Source organism: Allosphingosinicella sp., assembly GCF_036403745.1.
Lineage (GTDB): Bacteria > Pseudomonadota > Alphaproteobacteria > Sphingomonadales > Sphingomonadaceae > Allosphingosinicella.
On the sequence record NZ_DASWQI010000005.1, the window covers coordinates 37,931 to 57,374 of the forward strand.

Here is a 19,444-nt window from a genome sequence, read left to right on the forward strand (position 1 = left end):
GACTGACCGCAAGACGTGGAGGCAATGTTCTCATGGACGGTACCGTGAAAATCATCGATGCGACCTTGCGGGAGGGCAATCAGTCGCCGGGCGTCCGCTTCACGAACGCCCAGGCGGTGGACGTGGCGAGGATGCTGGAGGGCCTCGGCGTCGACATGATCGAATGCGGCCACGCCATCGTCGGTCCGCACGAGCGCGAGCGGATCCTGGCCCTGTCGCGGCTCGGCCTGTCGGTGCCGCTGCTGTCGCATGCGCGGGCGCGGGACGAGGATATCCTCGCCGCCAAGGAGAGCGGGTCCGACTGGGTCGGCATCTTTTGCGGGGTCAATCGCATATCGCGGCTGTCGCGGCTCCATGGGAAATCGCGGGAATCGGTGCTGGACATGATCCGCCGCTCGATCGCGTTCGCCCGCGCGCAGGGCCTGAAGGTGCGCTACACGCTGGAGGATGGAACCCGCACTCCGCTCGATCTGGTGATCGATGTCCTGCGCGCGGCGGTGGCGGAAGGGGCGGATCGTATCTGCTATGCCGACACGCTCGGGGCGATGACGCCGGCAAGCTTCGCCGAGACAATCGCGACGATCCGGGACGCGCTCCCGGGCACCGAGCTGGAAATCCACGTCCACGACGATCGCGGCTTCGCCATGGCCAATGCCTGGTCGGGGATCGAGGCGGGCGCTGGATGGGTTTCGACGTCGGTGAATGGCCTGGGCGAGCGGTGCGGCATCACCGATCTCACCGCTTTTCTCGCCAATCTCGATCTCGCCGGCTACCGTCCTCTCCGCGCTCCGGCGCTGCTCCAGGAATTGTCGCGCTACGTCGCCGCCGTTACGCGGTCGCCGGTCGATGAGCGGCGGCCGATCGTCGGCAAGAACGCCTTCACCCACACCGCCCGGCTTCATACGCAGGCGGTGCTCCGGACTCCCCTTGCCTATGCGGTGTTTGACGCCGAGCGGGTCGGGCGGACGATTGCGGTGGCGGAGCCGGCGGCGGAGCGGCCGATCGACGAGTTCGTGGTCAAACCCAAGGTGATATCGGCGACCGAGCTACGCCATCACCGTGCCGGCCCGGGCTTTCGGCACGTCATGATAGACGAGCGTTTCGTCCGCCACGCCCGCCAATATTGCATCGTCCGCGAGATCCCGCACCAGGACGGACCGGCGCCCGGCCATGTCGACCCCCATCGCCACGTTTGCGACAGCCTCTTCATGTTCCTCGGCAGCGGGCCGGGCTTGGCCGGCCTCGAGGTCGAGGTGATGCTCGACGGCGAGGTGCGCGCCCTGCGAAGCCCGGCGGCGATGTTCATTCCGGCCGGCGCCCTTCACTCCTATCGCGTCCTCGGCGGCGAGGGCTGCTACATCAACCATGTCGCCCATGGCGATTATGAGGGCAGCCTGCTCGATCCGCCAGCCGGACTACCGCCGGAGGGGCAGGCGGCGAAGTGCGGCCGGGACGCCTCGGCCGCGCCCGAAGCACGGCATGCGGAGACGCGGGCGATCCGCAATTTCCTGGCAACGACGTCCGGCCTGTCCCCCGGTTGCTTCACCGACCAGATGGACCTGCTGGAGACCGGCGTCCTCGATTCGCTCGGCCTGCTTGAGCTCTACGCCTTCCTCGAGAAGCTGACCGGCGCGCCGCTCGCCGGCCGCGCGGTGAATTTCGAGTCGGTGCGCACGATCCGCAGCATCTACGACACCTTCGTGCAGGCGGAGGCGGCCGAGTGATCGCGCATCTGTGACGGCGGGCGGGGTATCCTCCCGCCCCATCTCGCCTGCAGATAGTCTCCGGCGATGCGCAGCAAGAGGGCCTCACGATCCGCGGTGGCCATGATCTGCAGACCGATCGGCAAGCCTGCCGCCGAGAAGCCGCAAGGCACGCTGACCCCGCACAGGTTCAGAACGTTCCCCACCCTGGTGATCCGCGCATAGGTGGAATTCTCCTGCTCGTAGGCGTCGCCCGACTGGCTGATGAGCGAGATCGGCGTCGCCGCTGTCGGCAAGGTCGGAGCCAGCAGGCCGTCATAGGGCCCGAGCGCCGCCGCGGTCTTCGCCCGCAACGGGGCCAGCCCGCTGATTGCGTCATAATAGTCGACCGCCAGCGCGGTCGAGCCGGCGGCGAAGCTTTGGACGACCATCGGGTCAAGCCACGGCGAGTTGGTGGCGATGAGAGCGCTGTTCTGCCGGTACCCCTCGACCGCGCTGATCAGGCCGTGCGGATTGTCGTCCACGGCGGCCTGCGCCTCGGGAAAGGGAATATGTTCGATGGACGCTCCGAGCTCGGCCAGCAGAGTGCCCGCCTCCATCACCGCGCGCGCGACATCCTCGTCGACGCCTTCGAACAAGCTGTCGGCGAAGGCCAGACTCAGGCCCTTCACGGTCGGCGGCGCGAGCTTCGCCCTCGCGGGCGCGCGGTGCGGGGCCGCAAGCATGAGTTCGAACAGGATCGCGGCGTCGGCCGCCGAGGTCGCCAGGACCCCGACGGTGTCGAGCGTGGGGCTGAGCGGATAGACGCCTTCGCGGCTGATGCGGTCGTATGTCGTCTTCAGGCCTACGATGCCGTTGAGCGCGGCCGGTACACGGATCGAGCCGCCGGTATCGGTCCCCAGCGCAACGGGCGTCATGCCGGTCGCGACCGCCACCGCCGAACCGCTGCTCGACCCGCCCGGGGCGACAGGAACAGCCGCCCAAGGGTTGAGCGGCGTGCCCTGGTTGAGGTTGATGCCGAGCGAACCGTGGGCGAACTGGACGAGGTTGGTCTTTCCCAGCAGGACCATGCCCGACCGGTCGAGCGCCTGCACCACGGCGGCCGAGGTGGCGGCGTTGTTGTCCGCCAGAAGATCGCAGCCCGCCGTCGTCGGTACACCGGCCACGTCGAACAGGTCCTTCACGGCATAAGGAACGCCCTGCAGCGGACCCAGCCGCTTACCGTGGGAAAAGGCTTCGTCCGCCGCCCGCGCCTGCGCGAGGGCGCGCTCGGTGAGAACCAGGCGGAACGCGCCGTAGCGAGGATCGAGCGCGTCGATCCGGCGCAGAAAATACTCCGTCAGCTTGACCGACGAAATTTCGCCGCTGGCGAGCATTGCCGCTAGTTCGAGGGCGGTTGCTTCGTGCTGCGGGCCGTTCAATTCCAATCTCCCTCGCGACAGGAGACCCTGCCGTCTGGGTCCGCCCGCTCAGTCATAGATCGCCCGGAGCGCCGCGAACAACCGATCCACATCGTCTTCATTGTTGTAGAGGCTCGTCGAAACCCGCAACGCATTCATCTGCCGGGTCGTGTCTCCCGCCGCGTTCGGAAATTGCGTACACAACACCCAGATGCCGCGTTGAACGAGGGTTTGGACGATGCCGTTGACGAAGTCGGCGTCATAGGCCCTGAGGGGGTCGCGGGACGGCAGGAAGGCGACGAGGCCGGACCGCATCGCGTCCGTGTCCGCCGCTGTGCCGACACTGTAGAGACATTGCTCACCCCACAGCTCGGCCGCGCGGCGGCGCACGATGTCCGACAGCGTGAGGATACGGGTCTCGATGGCGCGCTTGCCGATCGTGTCCGCGAAGTCCGCGGTCCGGGCGAGCGTCAGATAGGCAGGGCCGCCGAGCTCGCCGCGCTTCTGCAGCGCCTCCGCTATGGTGAGGCCGTTGCCGACCGAGGCGCTCTTCTCCGAGATGACCGCCGCGAGATTCCAGGGGTTCGTCTGAGCGTCTCGGATATAGAGGATGCCGGTGGCGGGGGGGCCGTTCAGCCACTTGTGGCCCGAGGCGGCGTAGAAGTCGCAGCCGAGATCGTGCAGCGACAGATCCAGCATCCCCAAGGCATGCGCGCCGTCGACGATGGTCGCGATGCCGCGCGACCTGGCGAGCGCGCACAGCTGCGAGACCGGCATCCGCAAGCCCGTCGTGAAGGTGATATGGGAGAAGCAGAAGGCGCGGGTGTTCGGGGTGATCGCCGCCTCGAAGGCGTCGATGATCTGGGCGGGGCGTTCCGGGGGGCTGGGAAGCGGCAGCTCGACCACGTCGATGCCGACGCGGCTGGCGGCCACGCCGAGCGGCGAATACATTGAGAAATGATCGTGCTGGGTGGTGACGACCTCGTCGCGCGGCCGCCACGGAAAGCCGATGATCACCATGGCAAGTCCCATGGTCGTGTTGTCGGTAAGGACGATCTCCTGCGGCCGGGCACCAACGAACGCGGCCATCCGCGCGCGATTGGCGGTCTCCTTCGAGTCGAGGAGCGGATCGAAGAAAAAGGCCTGCGACGGGCTGGACGCCCATTTCGCGACTGCTTCGCCCAGCACCGCCTGGAGGCGCCTCGGCATCGATCCTTCGGAGCCGGTATTGAGATAAGTGAGGCCGGGTACGAACGAGAATTCGGCGGCGACTCCCGCCCACGGATCGTTAGCGAGATCCGCCACGGCGCCCTCCCGGGGACGGGCGACCGGCCGCCGTGCCTGCCGGAGCCGGCGCAGCTTTAAGCGGCACGGTGTGCATGAACCCCCAGACGAAATCGTTCTGCAGGATGAGGTTCGTCGCCGGCCGCGCGTTGAGGTTGAAATTGGCCGCATTGGGTGCCCCTGCCCAGTTGAAATAGACCCCGAGCACTTGGGGCGATGGACCGGTCGCCAGCGTCCCTGCCGTCGCGTGGCAGCTGACGCAGGACGTGCCGGTGACGATACCGCCGTTCGAAGCGGTCGCTCCGACGTAGGAAGGCCGCCCGGCGGGATCTGTGAAGTCCCATTGCGAGCCCCGCAGCCGATAGCTGAGCCAAGCCGGATCGCCCGGTGCCGGCATGGGGCCCGCCGCAGCGCCGGTGCCGATGCCCATCTTGCGAAGCAGCGTCGCGAGTGCCGGAGTTGCCGTGCCGGCGGGATAGGTTGTTCCGGTGATATAGAGCTGGGCCATGCCGCCGTCGCGCGCGGGCGCCTGACGCGTCGCGGGGGGAATGAAATTGCGCGAGACACCGGCTGGAACGTTGGAGCCGGAAAAATAGCCGTAGCTGTCGTTGCAGCCGGTATAGTCGCAGCGTCCGGGGGCGTTGACGTGCCAGAAATCCGCCCAGAACCACACCGGGATGTCCTTCGTCGACAGGTGAAAGGACATCAGCCAATATTCGCCCGGTGGGAAGGTTTCAGGGTTGAAGTTATAATTGCGGTGGGCGCCAAGAACGATCCTGATGAAGGGATTTTGCGGATCGTCCTTGACGCCTGCCGCAATCGCGTCCTGTTTGCTGATCCATTGGGAGCGGACCATCCATCCGTCGATCTTGAAGGAGATGGTGGTAAGGCGGCCCGGCACGCTTCGCACACGGAAGGGCGAGTTGGTGTCGAGATCCGCGTTCGCGTTGTTGAGGACGGTGACGAGGCCGTCGCTGTTGTAGAGATTGTTCTTGAACGCATAGTCGTACATCGACCGGTTGTAGAAGGAGACCGGCTTCGTCGTGATCGAGACCGGACCGTGCATTTCCGGGAGGCCCACAACCCGCGAATTGTCCTTCCGGTGCGCCGTGAGCGCCGCCACGACCGGCTGATTGCGACCGCCGGTATAGAAAGGGCAGTGGCGGCCGGGGTCGCTGGAATCCGAATAGCCCGGATTGCTGCTGCTGCCCGGCATGCAGCAGGGCTGCCCCTGCGCCGACGGGCATAGCGGCAGAGGCTCGGCCGGCCACATCAGGTCCCCGCTCGTCCACTCGGTTATGAAATTTTGCCGGACGGTTTCGATGAACACCTTCCACGCGAGCATGTCGGGACACGACATCGCAGCGTTGGTGAGCGCCGGGTCGATGCGCAGGCGGCCGTCGACCGCCTCCATCGCGCATTGCGGATCGTCGAACACGGGACTGTTGAAATACATGTCGTAATCGACATTGCCGGGCTGGCTCGTGCCGGGGGACCCGGGCCTCGTGCTCCCGCCCGGCGCGGACGCGGAGGGTGCGCCGCAGAGCAACAGCGCGACGGCCAGCACGCCGGCGAGTCTCGTCAGAGAACGTATCATCATCGCTGCGGCACCCCTTCCGGCAGAAACCGCCGAGGCCATCTTCGGGCGGAGCGGGTTGCACGTCCGCGCCGGACCCCGCTCGCGCGATCGTCTCCAGCGCCGGCAACCGCTCGGCCCAGCGGCCGTGCATCAAGCCCGGCCGTGACGGCTTTACTTGGCGGGACGCACGGAAGCGGCTTTGCCTCGCACGGAAGCTGCGCCGCCCCGAACGGAAGCTGCGCCGCCCCGAACGGAAGCCGCGCCGCCCCGAACGGAAGCCGCGCCGCCGCGCATGGATCCTGCGAGCGAACCGGCCGTTCCACGGACCGAACCCACCACGCCCTGCAGGGAGGCGACGAGACCGCTCACCGAAGCGGCGAGGCCGCGCATCGAGGCGGCAAGGCCGACCGAGCTTCCGCTGATGCCTGCAACCGAACTGGCGACGCCGCGCAAGGAGGCGTGAATCCCTCTTGCCGACGCAATTTGCCCGCGCAGCGAGGCGATCACGCCCCGCATCGACGCGGCCATGCCGCCCGCGGACCTCACCACTGAATCGAATTCCTCCTGGCTAAGCTCGCGGTTGTAAGTTCCGCCTCCAGATTTGCCCGTGCCCATGATCAGCCCCTTCTTGATCGTGTCGATGACTCGGAATCGATTATGATTTCCGAGGCGAAACGAGTGTGGGTTTCATGTTGCACCATGTCAAGCACGAGTTGGAGGATTGTCTCGACTCTAGCCACATTCTTGCTAATGTTCTTCGAGGCCACTCGGATTCCTGGTAGTCAAAGGGGCCAAGTGCTTGGAAAAATAGTGAGTCGTTACACGATGGCACTCGGAGCGTTATGGAATCGGCTGGGCATAGAAAACAACCTTGATGCTGGCGGCGTCATCGACCTAGCCTCTGCCGCCACCGCGGCGTCTGCTTGTTATCGCTGTCATTCTTGAGAGGGTCATCGCTAGCCGTTAGCCGTTCTGGTTCCCATCAGGGACTAGGGTTCAGTAGCCCTTACAGACGAAAACTACCGGGAGTTGTCTTTGCTGTGATCGCGTCTTTACAGGTCCGCCGGGGCTTTGGGCTTCTCTCAAGCTCTGCGGTTATCCGCCGCGGCAATCGTCTGCGAGCCGTTCTCGCATGAACGGTGGTGAAAACCCGCATCTTCAGGTAACCGTGCTGCTTGCTGCCGCTGCCTATGCGTTCACGAGCACATTCACCGTCGTTTTTGCCTACCACCTCAGGCGAAGTGGTGCAGATGCGCTGTTCATCGGTGCATTTGTCGCAGTGTCGCTTTTGCCCTTCCTGGCATTGTCCACCCGAATTGGCGACCATGTCTCGCGCGTAGGACGACTTGGCCTCGTCTCGGCCTCGGGAGTACTGTTGTTCATGCTCGCGCAGGTGGTCATGGCCGCGGTCGGCCCGAATGCACGGGGGGCCCTTCTCGGCCTGCGCGCTCTGCAGGGCTTCGGGCATCTCGTCGCGATCACGCCGATGTTCGCCTATGTCAGCCGGTCAGTGCCGCCGGCGCGTCGGGCGGCCGGCTTCGGTAAGCTCAGCGTCGCGTTCCAGTTCGGCGCGGCGGTCGGCGCCGCCTGCGGCGCGCGCATCCTGAGCAGTGAGGCCGGCACGTTTCTCCTGATCGGCCTCGCCGGAGCCGCGCTATCGGTCCCTCTGCTCATTCCGTTATCCGCCGAACCCTCGGCTGCCGTCACTGCGGATCGAGCACGTGCGCCCCGTGCCGTTCACAGGATCGTACCCTGGTCGCTGAGCGTTCCCTTCGCGCTCGCGGCGGCCAGCTTCGGCGTCTTGGCGCAATTCAGCCCGGCCTGGGCGTCCACCCTTTCTACCCGTAATGAGGCCACCGGGGCTGCCGCCCTGCTCCCAGCGGCGCTGTTCGGGAGCGCGGCAGGTCGGTTGCTTGTCGGGCGCCTTCACCTGAACCCGCGGTTCAACCTGCTTACTCTGGCCACGGCTGCGCTTGCCGTCCCGGCCGTTACGGCGGCCGGGAATGCCCTCACTGTCCTTGCGCTTCCGGCGCTCGGTCTGGTGGCTGGACTCGGCTACGGGCTCGCCATGCCGCGCCTGACGAGCGACGCCGTTCAGATGGGAGAAGAGGCCGAACACGGCCGCATCATCGCGGGAATGGTTGCGCTGTCGGAAGTGGGGTATCGCGGCAGCCCGCTCCTGCTCGCCGCTCTCGTGCAACGCGAAGGCTATGCGCTCGGCTTCGCCATCGCCCCGGGGTTGATGATGATCTGGCTGCTCGCAGCCTCTGGCGGCGCCGGCAAGGGAGGCGATGCCGGAGCCTTAAAGGGGAAGCAGGCCGGATGATCGACGCGGCCACCATCCGCAGCACCATCCTAGATTGCCTCGCCGCGACGTTTCCGCGTCCCGCAGGTTGTCAAGACCTATGGGACATTCCTTTCGAAGACATGGGCATCGACTCGGTAACCCTGCTCGGCTTCTTCCTTCTCATCGAGACGGGCCTCGGCATCGAATGGGCAGCACTGGCGGATCTTGACGTTTCCAGCCCAGCCGTAATGGCTGCGTCCTTGGAACATGTTCTACGATCGCGTCTCCCTCAGGCGTGACGATCGTACCGCCTGCCCTGCACGGCAACGGTACGGGCGGTATCGGCGGACTCGAAAACGATCGAGGGAGTGGCGGGTCCGGTGATGTCTATCTCCTGTCGCGGCAGAAGCCGTCCGACACAGTCTTCGGTTGATCCGAAGAGCCAGCGTCGTTTCAGACGCGGATCGCTGAAATCTACATAGGCCTGACCGTTCTCGATACCGATCTCGATCGCATGGCGGTCGCCGGCCGCGTAAAGTCCGCACAGCGCACGCGCCTCGTCGGCGGCGAGCGCGGTTCGTGCGCTGCCGCTCGATCCGGCGAAGACCGATCGCATCAGGGAAGCGCGCCCCTTCGCCGCGGCTGGGAAGGAAGGCGGCGACGTTCCGCACAAATGTGCGTAGATCGCCCATCGGGTGCATTGAATAGCGTTCGTCTGTGCACGCGGGCCGTGTTGCGTATCGGAGAAGATGACATAGGCCGCGTCGAGTTCGGGGCAGAAGCCAATTGCGGACTCGCCTCCCGAGCCGAGGCCCGGATGGTGGTAGAACACGTGGCCAGCGTAGACCTCCCGCCACCAGCCGGACGTGTACGAAACTTCATCCACGAAGGGGTGCGACACCCGAAACAGGAGCGAGCCGGCGGCGGTGGCGCGGGGGGTGAGGAATTTCGTAGCCGCGTCGAGCTGGGGCACCGTCTGGAGGGTCCAGCGCAAGAGGGCGGCCATGGCCTCGGGGGTGAGATGAAGGCCGTGCGCCGCGGCATTCTCGCAGAGATACTCGCGCGGAAGCGGCACCGTCCCGGTCGGCTGGATCAGGCGGCCTTCGGGGACCAACCCCGCGGGCCGGACAGAGGCACCGTGTGCGCCCGCCGGATGCAGGATATAGCGTGCTAACAGGGCTTCGAACGGCGTGCGCGTAGCCTCTTGCGCGAGATAGCCGACGAGGAGGTAGTGAAAGCTCTGGTAGTTCAGAAGCGGGCCGGCGGACCTCGCCGTCGCTCCTGCAGCGGCCGCGATCCGCTCGGCCAGCGACGTCCATGCATCCCCGATCAGAGGGGGCAAAGCGGTCTGATGGGAGAGAAGGTCGCGGATGGTGACATTGCTGAGCAAGCCGGGACCGACGGCGATGATCGTGTTGATCGGCGCGTCGAAACCGAGTTCTCCGGCCGCGGCCAGCGAGGCGACCAGCATGGCCGTGAACGGCTTCGTCGCCGACCATAAGGGATAGAGAACCCTGGGATCGAAACCGGATCGATCTGGGCACGCGTCCACCGCAAGTTCCCAGGCTGCGTCGCCCTGGATGCACAGCGCGTGGACGGCATTGACGCCCTCGCCCCGTGCAACAGCCTGTAGTTGCTCTCGCTGTTCGCGACGGAGCACCCGCCGTCCTCAGCGCTACTGCTCGAGCCGCGCCGCAGGGAGCGCAACGGCCAATGCTCCTGCATGTTCGACCATATTGCGCGCGGCGTCCTGGCTCAGGGCTCCGCCAAGAACCTGCTCCGAGAGACTGACAAGCAGGGCGACGACCCAAGGGGGAAGACCAGTCACTGCGGCCACGGCGCGGTTTCCAGACAATCGGCGCGAGATGTAAATTACCTGCTCAGCGGTGTGGACCAAAACAAGATTATTATCGAGTCGGTCCACCGCATCAATCGGCCAGAATTTCAGAGATCTGAGCGGTGTGTTTGACAAGCAAGACTCACCTATTTAACTAACGTATCAAAGATTAGGCACGCTCAGGTACGTTGTCAATCAGGGATATTTCCGAACTCGCTGACCAAGCGCAGCCCCAGCAAAACCTTCCAACCCTTATTGCGAGTCATGCTGAGCCCGACCACGCAACTTGCCGCCCAGGCCGCCCACTCCAGCCTCAAAATGTGTGACGCATTAGACGCGACGACTGCGGGGCTTCTCATGCTTAGTTTCAGCATTTCGGCTGCTACAGAGTGCCTGCGGCTACCGGCGGGTGGCCCCGATCTTCCGCCTGAAGGATGCGGCATGCCGAGTTTCCGGAGAGACATGATCAAAGCGACCGCCATGCTCGGAGCAGTTCCTCGAACATCCCACGCCGCCGAGCTGCCGAACCCTCCAGAAGCTCCGGCGCAAGTTCAATATTCCCGCCTTTGAAATCAACTCGAATAAGAAATAGGGCGTTCGCTAGCCCCCCAAGGCTCGTGAGAGATCATTTTGATGCCTCTGGCCAGTGGTCCCCAGCTTGCGTCACGATGATTTTTCGCTCTTCGCCTCCGCTTCTCGAGAACGGAATGCCCTTAGGGTTCTTGCCTGTCCACCGCTCGATGGCGCGAGAAAACAAGGCTGGTTCCGCGAAACCGACGAAGTACGCTATCTCATTTATCGAGACGTGTCTGGCGTCGATATAAACCGCTGCGGGTAGCCGAGGTGAGGCGGCTAGCAGATTTGGGGGGAGCGGTTAAGCAGTGGGCGTCGTGCGGCGCGCGCGGTTTCGTGGCGCTGTCCCGTGTGACTTCGAACGGGTCCGAGGCACAGATATTCAATTTACCGTCTCGATCCGTAAACTCGATCCTGAATTCGTACCTTCCGCTGAGAAAACGATCATCGAGAATCGGCCCCAGCCAAATCGCCGCCATCTTCCATTCGGGTTCGTTTCTCCGTTCGTGCAACCCGGCAGCATTTATTCCGCCGACCTCGATCACACGTCCTTCCTTGCCTTCCTCGCAGAGAGATTCACGCCCGGACACGGCTACTCGGTTGGGGTCAACGACCGCCAGGGGCACCTCACGGGTCGTATTTCGGCGGCGCTGTCGGCGACTGCGCGGAGCGACCTACTTCCGCCAATGCCGCCGATCGCCGCTCCGGTCGCAGCAACTGCAGCCGCGGCCGGGACGGCTCCCTCCGCGCCTGACACGCCGAATGCAGTGGCGTTCGACAAGATCGCCCGCAGGCTGAAGAAGGAGCGGCCGGACCTGTACGGCCACGAGGACATGTCCGATGTCCGCGCTTACCTGCTCCAGGCCTTCCGGCCGACTCCCGACGTCGAGGGCCATATTCCCGCCAGGAATCCCTGAAGACGTCCCGCCCGCGACCGCAGGCGCCGTCTAAACTGCTGGCCCTCCCCGTTGGCAACTCGCGCCGCCACTCGATGATCTCGAGCAGGACAGATCACGGACACCTGCCCTTGCAGTCGGTCTCGTTCCTAATCGGCCGCAGCGCTGTCTGTGCGTCGTGGACGGTTTTGTCGACTTGCGCGCGAGCAGCACCGATGAACAGGTCTGCTGGAACAGCTCCCAGGAGGCGGTTTCGCTCGGCTCTAGCGCGCCGGCTTTGGCCAGAGTCTCTCTCTCACGATTCCGGCGGCCAGTTTGTAGCCTTGCAACTTCTCCTCAGCGGAATTCCAAGGGACGATTGTCATCGGAACGGGACCTCGGTCGCTCAATCGGAGTGCGATGATGCTGTCCCTTGCGAGCCACCAGCTGCTGCTGTCTCGGGTCCAAAGCGCGTAGTCCTCAAGTATCGCTGTCCCGCCGTCAAAGAGCATGACGGTGAAGCTCACGTCGGCCTTCCCTAGGTGTGAATCTCGCAGGTGCGCAACGATGAGCGAGGTTCGCCTTCCACGAACCCACGAGAGGAACTCCCTCTCCTGTTGCGGCCACACGTCTTCGCCCCGCGCCGACCGCGCGACAGCAATATCGAGACGCTGACTCGATAGATGCTGAACCGCAACCGCGGCCGGCGGAGGATCATCGATTCCGATCGAGGCACGCCCTGCCATCGTCGTCGCGAGGAGATCGATGAGCGCACGGACGCGCCGCTGCGCGGCGGGCTGCCCGATAGGAGACTTCGTGGGAGACTGCATGGCGACCTCGGCTGCGTGAGCGCCGCCAAGTTTTCCTTCACTTAACGGCTTTACAGCCTCCTTCCCCTGATCTCCCCTGCGGCACTTGGCGGTCGGTGTGGCAACATTCTAGTCGCCGCACGCCGTCAGTGAATTTGCGCTAGCCTCTTTTCAGCAGCATCGCTCAAATAGGCATCGAGCGCTGCGAGTGCGAGCGAGAGATGCGCTGCCGGAAGGTGGAGCTCGAGCAGATCCATGCGCCCGAGAAGACGCCTCGCGTCGGCGCGAACCTCCTTGAGCTCCTCCAGGTCGGGCATCTGGGCTTCCTCTCAGAACGACGGCTGCTGCTTCTTCGGGTACCGCCGATCGACTTCCTGGATGACAGCCTGCGCGTAGTTTCGCTCCGCCCGCTCCCCGTGCGACAGTTCAATGCTGCGGTCGGTGATGTCGTTGAACCGGACTGTGAGGGTCGGCAGCTGCCGTGCATCGGGCGATATGGAGAGGTTGCAGGACGTCCCGGCCGGCGAGCAATAGGCGAGTTCGTTTGTCCAGCGCCGCCTCGGCTCTCCGTATCGCTGACCGACGGCCGCCCGAAACCGCCCCTCGTCGACGAGCCTGGCAAGGATACGATATTCGATGCGCCAGAGGAGGGGGCCGGCCGGAGTGGCGAGGTAATCGACAAACAGGCGTTCCTGGTCCTTCCGATACACCTCGTTCTGGGTTACGTGCGTTTCGGGCGGAGCATGGATCCCCCTCAGCCAGGCGGCTTTGGCCGCGACCTCAGCTTCCCAAGAGCGACCTTCAAGCTGCCAGTCCCGCCGATAACCGGCACGCGCAAGAGTGGCCGCCACAGCTGCGGGGGTGTCGCCAAGGCCGATGTCGGCGATCTTCCATGGCGCCTGCGGCACATCCTGCGCGCGGACTGGTCCAGCCGCAGCCACAGCGATCGCCACCGAGACAAAAGAACCGAACCTACGAATTATCATCGACGCCCCCTTCCCTGCCGGCGAACATGGCCGCCGTCCCGATGTCAGGCCCCGCCGGCCCCCGCGGACCGGACGTTGACAACCTGGGCTGAACAGGCGCGGGCGCCTTTAGGCCGCTCGGCCCTGGACATGCGCGCCCGCCATCCGGTTGGCGGGAAGCCGCCACCGTTCCAGCCGCAAGGGTGTCAAGCCTCGACCTCCACTGTTGTGGAAGCGACCCAAATAATGCATTTCCGATGACTGAATGCAAGATAGTTTTCGGTTTCGTTGAAACACATGAGCAGATGCTTCACCACCTGCCGCCGCCGTCACTCATAGAAGGGGGCCGAATGAGCCATTTCGGCCTTCAGACTTGATGTCGGGGCCGCGCCGCTTGTTAGGATACGCTGAGCGCGTTGGTTAAGGCGTATCGTCCTTCATTGCCCTTTCTTCGCCGGGGGCGCTATCGTGTAGATGATCCGCACCGAGCTCAAACCGCCCGCCTCCAGGGGAGTGAGCTCCAGCATATCGTGCGCGTCCTCTGAATGACTTAGCTGCGCAAGGGCGGAACGCGATCTCGAGGAGCGGCTGTCGAGAGCTTCCCGGTCACCACTTCACGAGCTTGAGGTCCGGGCCGACGATATGCGCAGGATCGGACGGCCCGTGACCTTGAACGTCGTGCGTGAAGTGCGCTCCGTACCAAACGACCACGTCATGGTCCGACACCGGCTCGCCATTTACCCACTGATCGATATTCGCCTCATAGGGCGGGCCGATCGCAACGGACCCGTCATCGATCTCCGTCGAGCGGTAGCGCAACACCCAGAAATCGCCGCGCCCGTAGGGCGCATCGCTCTGGGCGCTGGCGACGCCGTCGTTCGCATTGGGCACGATGTCGTAGGCATCGCCGGTGCGCGTGTTTGAGACGCGCCATTTGCGCTTGCGGCCGTAGTCGCGGCGCCGCCTGATCTCATAGGTCTTCGTATGCCAGTTGCTGTTGCCGACCAGCGGCGGATCATTGAACTCCTGGACGCGGTTGTTCGCGGCGGTGCCGATATCGAAGTCGAGCCGCCAGTAGGCGTGATGGTGGTGGACGTTGCAGACGCACTGGCTCTCGATCGCCGCAAAGCCGAAACGGGGACTTAGGGTGCCGTTGGCAGCGAACGTCCATTTGCTCACATAGCGATACCAGCCGGCCTGCATCTCGCTGACCAGCACGACATCGCTGCCTGAGACGTAGATGGCGACGCCAAGATAATTCCCGGTGTCCGACCCCGTCTCCATGATCGTCTGCGCCGGCCCGGTGCAGAGTCGGAAGCCGGGGGCGACGTCCGTCCCATTGGCCTGGATCATCCCTTCTTGATACTGCCAGTCGCGGTACGGACCGCATGCATCGTGATCGTACTTCACATTCAGGATCGGGACGTGGGCGCGGTAGAGGAGGCGTTTTCCCTTATAATCGACGAACCGTAGCTCGATTCCCGACCCGTTCGTTCCGCTCGACGCGGCCGGCCGCACCGCCAGGAAGTGCCAGAGGGTGGTTCCTCCCTGTTTGATCGTGACCCACACCTGGCCTGCCGTTCCCTTGCTTGCCGTGGCTTGGTGAGCGTCGTGCGGGACGCCGCAGAGGCCGGCGTCTTCAGGATGCGGGGTGCCCGGTGTCCCGCCGGGAAAGCGAATGACCGAGGCACGGGCGAGATCCACCGCCACGATTTCGTGCCGGACATCGCCGCCGCGCGGGAGGAGGCCGACAGCAATGCGCCGCTCGAAGGTGCCGTCCGGTAACTCCGTGAGGATCATCGCGGGGATGGGCGGGTAGGGCTGAACATGCTCTGCCCTCAAGGAGGCCGCCAGCCGCTCATCGCGATGGAGCAACTCGACTGCGGCCGCATATTCTTGATCGGACGGGGCCGGTGGTATCCCGGATTCCGAAACGGACAAGGTTTTGAGGTCGCCGAGCAGGCCATCGGCGAATATCGCCCGGCGCTCCCTGTCGTCGTAGAGCGTTGCGCGAAAGTGCGTCGGCGCTTTCGGCGCGCCGTCTGGGGATTTCTCGCGATCGTCGAGAGCCTCTACGTAAAGCAATCGGGCTCCAGCGTGCCCTACGAATTTCTGCAACGCAGAATGTTCGAGCACTTGACGACCGATCCTGGTCAGCTCTTCCGTCGTAGGACCAAACGGCTGTACGGAAACATCTATTCTATTGTCGGCCATAACCGTCCTCCCCCGTTAGGATGCGCACTGGACGAGTCTACGGAGGATGCCCCCCTCCTCGTCTTTTGTCTTCTAGAATGAAGAAGCAGCGCAACTTACGGTATCCGTTCGGCGCCCCCTATGAGTTTCGCAACCGAAACGGTGGAATGCCGGCTAGCTAAGATCCGCGGTTACACTGCCGTGGCGCCCGAGCTCGGTGGCTTCGCCAGCATGCTCAGACGGTCACTACACGCCTGACCAACCAAATCCCGCAACACTCCGGTACGGTCCAAGAGCCAATCGAGCTCAGGTGCGCCGATACGGGTAATGCGACCAATAGCGGCTTCCAACGTAGGCCTGCTCCAGCAGCACGAAGCACCGCCGGTCGCTACGCAATTCGCGCGGCCGCGCCGCTCCGATGCGAGGCTCCATTCCGATAAGGAGGTGCTCGATTTTCTCGGCTTTGCGCCCAACATTCAGCAAGCAATGCTTGCACGCGGTCCGATGCCTTCTGTTCTGCTGGTCCGGTTCTTGGGGACGAGTCTCTCGGGCCAATGGAGTGGCATTCTCGTGACGAAGGGCGAGCACGAACGGTTCAAAGACCTGAAGCAGCCCGGCGAGACGCCGGCGAAGACGTATGCGTTCACCAACCCAGCAGGCTAGGCTCGTGTTCGCCTCTTCACCCTCTCCGGGTGCCGGGGCGCGGCCGCCGGAGGTGGCTGCCGATTGCATTCGATCCCTGTTACCCAGAACCTAACGCCCCGGCGAAGAGCTTTCGGTCCACCAGCGCCTCGCCGGACAAGCAGAAGCGCAGAGCTGAGGCGACCGCGCGTACTATCCCGACTAGACCGCGCTTGCGCAGGATCACCACGACAGGCATGAACGACAGCGGGGGCGTGGAGTGCGAAGACCGCGAGCCTTCTTTAGTTTTTGCGTGAACCGGCTTCGAAGGGTCCCGAACTGGAGGGAGTGTTGCGGCGAAATTGCTTGATATGGCTACCAAGCGTCGGAGAGGACCGTTACATCAACATGCTTGGGCTTTTGCTGGTCTTCGTGCTGCTCGCTCTCGGATTTGATGTTCTCAAGCTGCCGGCGACGATCGCGCCGGACAGGACGCCATGGCTCCTGGCATCCGGCCTCGCGGCGATGGCCCTGCTCAACCTCGCGCTGGTCTGGCCGCACGCACGAGACGACTACCTGCGGGGTCGCTACGGCTTACCGCGTGTGTCGGGGACAGTTGTGATCGTCGGGCTGTCGTTTAGCCTCGCGATGCTGATCCGCGGAATGTTCGCGGGCGCCTATGCCCTCGACCCATGGCGAGCAATCGACTGGAGGACCGTTGTCACGATCCTCATTGGTGGACAGTTCGCCACGTTGCTCTTCTTCGCGGCTTACTGGCTTCGAAGGACCGAGGCCAACGCTGTGCGGGCCTTCAAGAAGGCGGCCGCGTCGATAAGGCCATTCGCCGCGGCGATCAGAAAGAGCCGCTTGCACGAAAGCAATTACGAGGCTGCGTATGCCCCGGTGAAGGCGCAATTGGAGGTGATCGGATCGACCGCCGAGGAGCTCAGCCTGGTGGTGGAGCCGAACGAAGCCGCATTTGCGCGCACCTACGTCGAAGCCGCGAAGACTTTGGCGACGATCCTCAAAGATGCTCCGACCGCCGGCATCGAGCAAACCCTGGGATCGCTTCGAGCCGCCCATAAAGACGATCTCGCGACCCTGTGTGAAGGGCGCCGCCGGCGCAATCGGAACGCAGTCGCGCTATGAGCCAGCCCGCACAAACGTTCTACTTCGCGGTTCTCGACGGCGAGGAGCCCGCCGCCTGGCAACCATGGTACGGCGAGCCTACGACCCTTGCGGAGGCGTGCCGTCAGCTCGACGAGCTGTTGTCGAACCTCGGCCTCAAGGAGGCGGAGCCGAAAGCCAGCTTTCAGGCCATCATCAGGCCGGTTGCGAGCATCCTCCAGTCGCAGCGGCTGCACAGCGTCGTGGGCGCCATCGTCGACGCCTCGGCGGACCCGGATGATGCCTCCTTCTACCGAAAGAAGATGCAGGAACTCGAGCAGCTTTGCATCCGGATCCTCGGCGCCGCCAAGCGCGACGACCTTCTAATCCGAAAGGTCGAGCAATTCGAAATCTGGTTCCTCACCCACGGAATCCAGATTGAAGGCCTCGCCCCCTGGGTTTCGGACGCGAGAAAGACGATCTTCAACGCATTCCGTGAGCAACCGCGGATAGAATATATTCCAACCGGGAACCTGTTTCCGCAGGAGGCGCGGCGGTTCTTGAGCCATTGCCGATACTTTATGGCTTGGGGCAAGGGCTGATGGCAGCGAAAGACATTCGCTTCTCCGGGGACGTCCGGGAGCGGATCCTCCGCGGCGTCGACATCCTCGCCGACGCGGTGAAGGTCACCCTCGGACCCAAAGGCCGTAACGTCGTCCTCGACAAGAGCTTCGGCAGCCCGCGCATCACCAAGGACGGCGTCACCGTCGCCAACGAGATCGAGTTGAAGGACAAGTTCGAGAACATGGGCGCGCAGATGCTGCGCGAGGTAGCCTCGAAGACCAAAGACTTAGCTGGGGACGGCACCACGACCGCCACCGTCCTCGCCCAGGCGATCGTCCACGCGGGCATGAAGTCGGTCGCGGCCGGCATGAACCCGATGGACCTCAAGCGCGGTATTGATATTGCCGTGGCGCAGGTGGTTGAACACCTCGGGCAGCGCTCGATAGGCGGCTCGATCCGTCCTCCCGCCGACGTCGAGCGCGCGCTACGGGACATCCGGTCGGACTTCCTCACCCGCCGGGGGACCACCATCGGAAAAATCGCGGGGCGCGTCGGGGTCGATGGGCTTCCACCCGCACTCGCGAGTTACCGGATCGGAGAGGCCGAGGTCCTGCCTGAGGGCTTCACCGCCACCTGCCTCCAGGCCGGCCTAGCGGCCGTGGACGTCGCCGCGATCGCCGACTCCGTTCTCACCATCCAAGAGCAGTTGATTTCCGCCCTGGCGATGGTCTCCCGCGGAGGGCAGGGCTTTGGCTTCAATGAGATCGCGCAGATTGGCATCATTTCGGCCAACGGCGACACCATCGTCGGCGAGAAGATCGCCGAGGCGATGAAGAAGGTTGGAACGGACGGGATCATCACCGTCGAAGAGGCCAAGGGCCTCGAATTCGAACTCGACGTCGTCGAGGGCATGCAGTTCGACCGCGGCTACCTCTCGCCTTACTTCATCACGAACCCCGACAAGATGCAGGTGGAACTCGACGATCCCTTGATCCTCATTCACGAGAAAAAGCTGTCCAATCTCCAGGCGATGCTTCCGATCCTCGAGGCGGTGGTGCAGTCGGGCCGTTCGCTCCTGATCATCGCCGAGGACATCGAGGGCGAGGCGCTCGCCACCCTCGTCGTCAACAAGCTGCGGGGCGGGTTGAAGGTCGCGGCCGTCAAGGCGCCGGGCTTCGGCGATCGCCGCAAGGCGATGCTCGAGGACATGGCTATCCTGACGAGCGGCCAGGTCATCACGGAGGACCTCGGCATCAAGCTCGAGACGGTGACGCTCGACATGCTCGGCACGGCCAAGCGCGTCACCATCGACAAGGAGAAGACCACCGTCGTCGACGGCGCCGGCACCTCGGAAGCCATCAAGGGCCGCGTCGAGGCGATCCGCGGCCAGATCGAGCGCTCCGACAGCGAGTATGACATGGAGAAGCTCCAGGAGCGCCTCGCCAAGCTCGCCGGCGGCGTGGCCATCATCAAGGTGGGCGGCTCGTCGGAGCTGGAGGTCAAGGAGCGCAAGGACCGCGTCGACGACGCGCTCAGCGCCACTCGCGCCGCGGTCGAGGAGGGCATCGTCCCCGGCGGCGGCACCGCGCTTCTCTATGCCTCGAGGGCTCTGGCCGGCCTGACGGGTGCCAATGACGAGCAGACGCG

General features: G+C 64.4%; 17 protein-coding genes. 8 read left to right on the forward strand and 9 right to left on the reverse strand.

What is annotated here, in order from left to right:
• The first annotated feature begins 44 nt into the window (after positions 1 to 44).
• Complete coding sequence (locus VGC56_RS00625; RefSeq protein ID WP_464122603.1) at positions 45 to 1,724, forward strand: homocitrate synthase/isopropylmalate synthase family protein; 1,680 nt, start codon at positions 45 to 47, stop codon at positions 1,722 to 1,724.
• Here VGC56_RS00625 and VGC56_RS00630 read toward each other — a convergent pair.
• The 4 genes from VGC56_RS00630 to VGC56_RS00645 form a co-directional block, all read right to left on the reverse strand.
• Positions 1,688 to 3,124, reverse strand: coding sequence for an amidase (locus tag VGC56_RS00630; RefSeq protein ID WP_464122604.1), 1,437 nt, complete (start codon positions 3,122 to 3,124; stop codon positions 1,688 to 1,690). The two genes, VGC56_RS00625 and VGC56_RS00630, sit on opposite strands and share 37 nt — an antisense overlap.
• 48 nt (positions 3,125 to 3,172) lie before the next feature.
• A complete protein-coding gene (locus tag VGC56_RS00635; RefSeq protein WP_464122605.1) occupies positions 3,173 to 4,408 on the reverse strand; it encodes an aminotransferase class V-fold PLP-dependent enzyme in 1,236 nt (411 codons plus the stop codon).
• The gene (locus tag VGC56_RS00640; RefSeq protein ID WP_464122606.1) at positions 4,392 to 5,987 is read right to left on the reverse strand and encodes a hypothetical protein; all 1,596 of its coding nucleotides are present in this window, start codon (positions 5,985 to 5,987) and stop codon (positions 4,392 to 4,394) included. The genes VGC56_RS00635 and VGC56_RS00640 overlap by 17 nt, the downstream gene beginning before the upstream one ends.
• A 150-nt stretch (positions 5,988 to 6,137) precedes the next feature.
• A complete protein-coding gene (locus tag VGC56_RS00645; protein ID WP_464122607.1) occupies positions 6,138 to 6,581 on the reverse strand; it encodes a hypothetical protein in 444 nt (147 codons plus the stop codon).
• A gap of 517 nt (positions 6,582 to 7,098) precedes the next feature.
• Here VGC56_RS00645 and VGC56_RS00650 point away from each other — a divergent pair.
• Together VGC56_RS00650 and VGC56_RS00655 are read left to right on the forward strand one after the other, a co-directional pair.
• Positions 7,099 to 8,292 carry an MFS transporter gene (locus VGC56_RS00650; RefSeq protein WP_464122608.1) on the forward strand — a complete coding sequence of 398 codons (1,194 nt, stop codon included), beginning with the start codon at positions 7,099 to 7,101 and terminating at the stop codon, positions 8,290 to 8,292.
• Positions 8,289 to 8,552, forward strand: coding sequence for a hypothetical protein (locus tag VGC56_RS00655; protein ID WP_464122609.1), 264 nt, complete (start codon positions 8,289 to 8,291; stop codon positions 8,550 to 8,552). The genes VGC56_RS00650 and VGC56_RS00655 overlap by 4 nt, the downstream gene beginning before the upstream one ends.
• On the opposite strand, the gene VGC56_RS00660 is transcribed toward VGC56_RS00655, so the two are convergent.
• Positions 8,543 to 9,913 (reverse strand): serine hydrolase domain-containing protein, encoded by a 1,371-nt coding sequence (locus VGC56_RS00660; RefSeq protein ID WP_464122610.1) that lies wholly within the window; start codon positions 9,911 to 9,913, stop codon positions 8,543 to 8,545. The genes VGC56_RS00655 and VGC56_RS00660 overlap by 10 nt on opposite strands.
• 1,058 nt (positions 9,914 to 10,971) lie before the next feature.
• Here VGC56_RS00660 and VGC56_RS00665 point away from each other — a divergent pair.
• Positions 10,972 to 11,580 (forward strand): hypothetical protein, encoded by a 609-nt coding sequence (locus tag VGC56_RS00665; protein WP_464122611.1) that lies wholly within the window; start codon positions 10,972 to 10,974, stop codon positions 11,578 to 11,580.
• A 242-nt stretch (positions 11,581 to 11,822) separates the two neighbouring features.
• On the opposite strand, the gene VGC56_RS00670 is transcribed toward VGC56_RS00665, so the two are convergent.
• From VGC56_RS00670 to VGC56_RS00685, 4 genes are all read right to left on the reverse strand, one after another.
• The gene (locus tag VGC56_RS00670; protein ID WP_464122612.1) at positions 11,823 to 12,065 is read right to left on the reverse strand and encodes a hypothetical protein; all 243 of its coding nucleotides are present in this window, start codon (positions 12,063 to 12,065) and stop codon (positions 11,823 to 11,825) included.
• 428 nt (positions 12,066 to 12,493) lie between these two features.
• Positions 12,494 to 12,664 carry a hypothetical protein gene (locus VGC56_RS00675; protein ID WP_464122613.1) on the reverse strand — a complete coding sequence of 57 codons (171 nt, stop codon included), beginning with the start codon at positions 12,662 to 12,664 and terminating at the stop codon, positions 12,494 to 12,496.
• Between the two features lie 12 nt (positions 12,665 to 12,676).
• Positions 12,677 to 13,300 carry a hypothetical protein gene (locus VGC56_RS00680; protein ID WP_464122614.1) on the reverse strand — a complete coding sequence of 208 codons (624 nt, stop codon included), beginning with the start codon at positions 13,298 to 13,300 and terminating at the stop codon, positions 12,677 to 12,679.
• A gap of 618 nt (positions 13,301 to 13,918) precedes the next feature.
• Entirely contained in the window at positions 13,919 to 15,526 is a 1,608-nt protein-coding gene (locus VGC56_RS00685; RefSeq protein WP_464122615.1) for a copper amine oxidase, read from the reverse strand.
• A 423-nt stretch (positions 15,527 to 15,949) separates the two neighbouring features.
• Here VGC56_RS00685 and VGC56_RS00690 point away from each other — a divergent pair, with 423 nt between their 5' ends.
• The 4 genes from VGC56_RS00690 to VGC56_RS00705 all read left to right on the forward strand — a co-directional run.
• A complete protein-coding gene (locus VGC56_RS00690; RefSeq protein WP_464122616.1) occupies positions 15,950 to 16,168 on the forward strand; it encodes a hypothetical protein in 219 nt (72 codons plus the stop codon).
• 366 nt (positions 16,169 to 16,534) lie between these two features.
• Positions 16,535 to 17,275 carry a hypothetical protein gene (locus VGC56_RS00695; RefSeq protein WP_464122617.1) on the forward strand — a complete coding sequence of 247 codons (741 nt, stop codon included), beginning with the start codon at positions 16,535 to 16,537 and terminating at the stop codon, positions 17,273 to 17,275.
• The gene (locus VGC56_RS00700) at positions 17,272 to 17,835 is read left to right on the forward strand and encodes a hypothetical protein (protein ID WP_464122618.1); all 564 of its coding nucleotides are present in this window, start codon (positions 17,272 to 17,274) and stop codon (positions 17,833 to 17,835) included. Before VGC56_RS00695 ends, VGC56_RS00700 begins: the two co-directional genes overlap by 4 nt.
• On the forward strand, positions 17,835 to 19,444 hold a 1,610-nt coding region (locus VGC56_RS00705; protein WP_464122619.1), incomplete at its 3' end, for a chaperonin GroEL. The genes VGC56_RS00700 and VGC56_RS00705, both read left to right, overlap by 1 nt.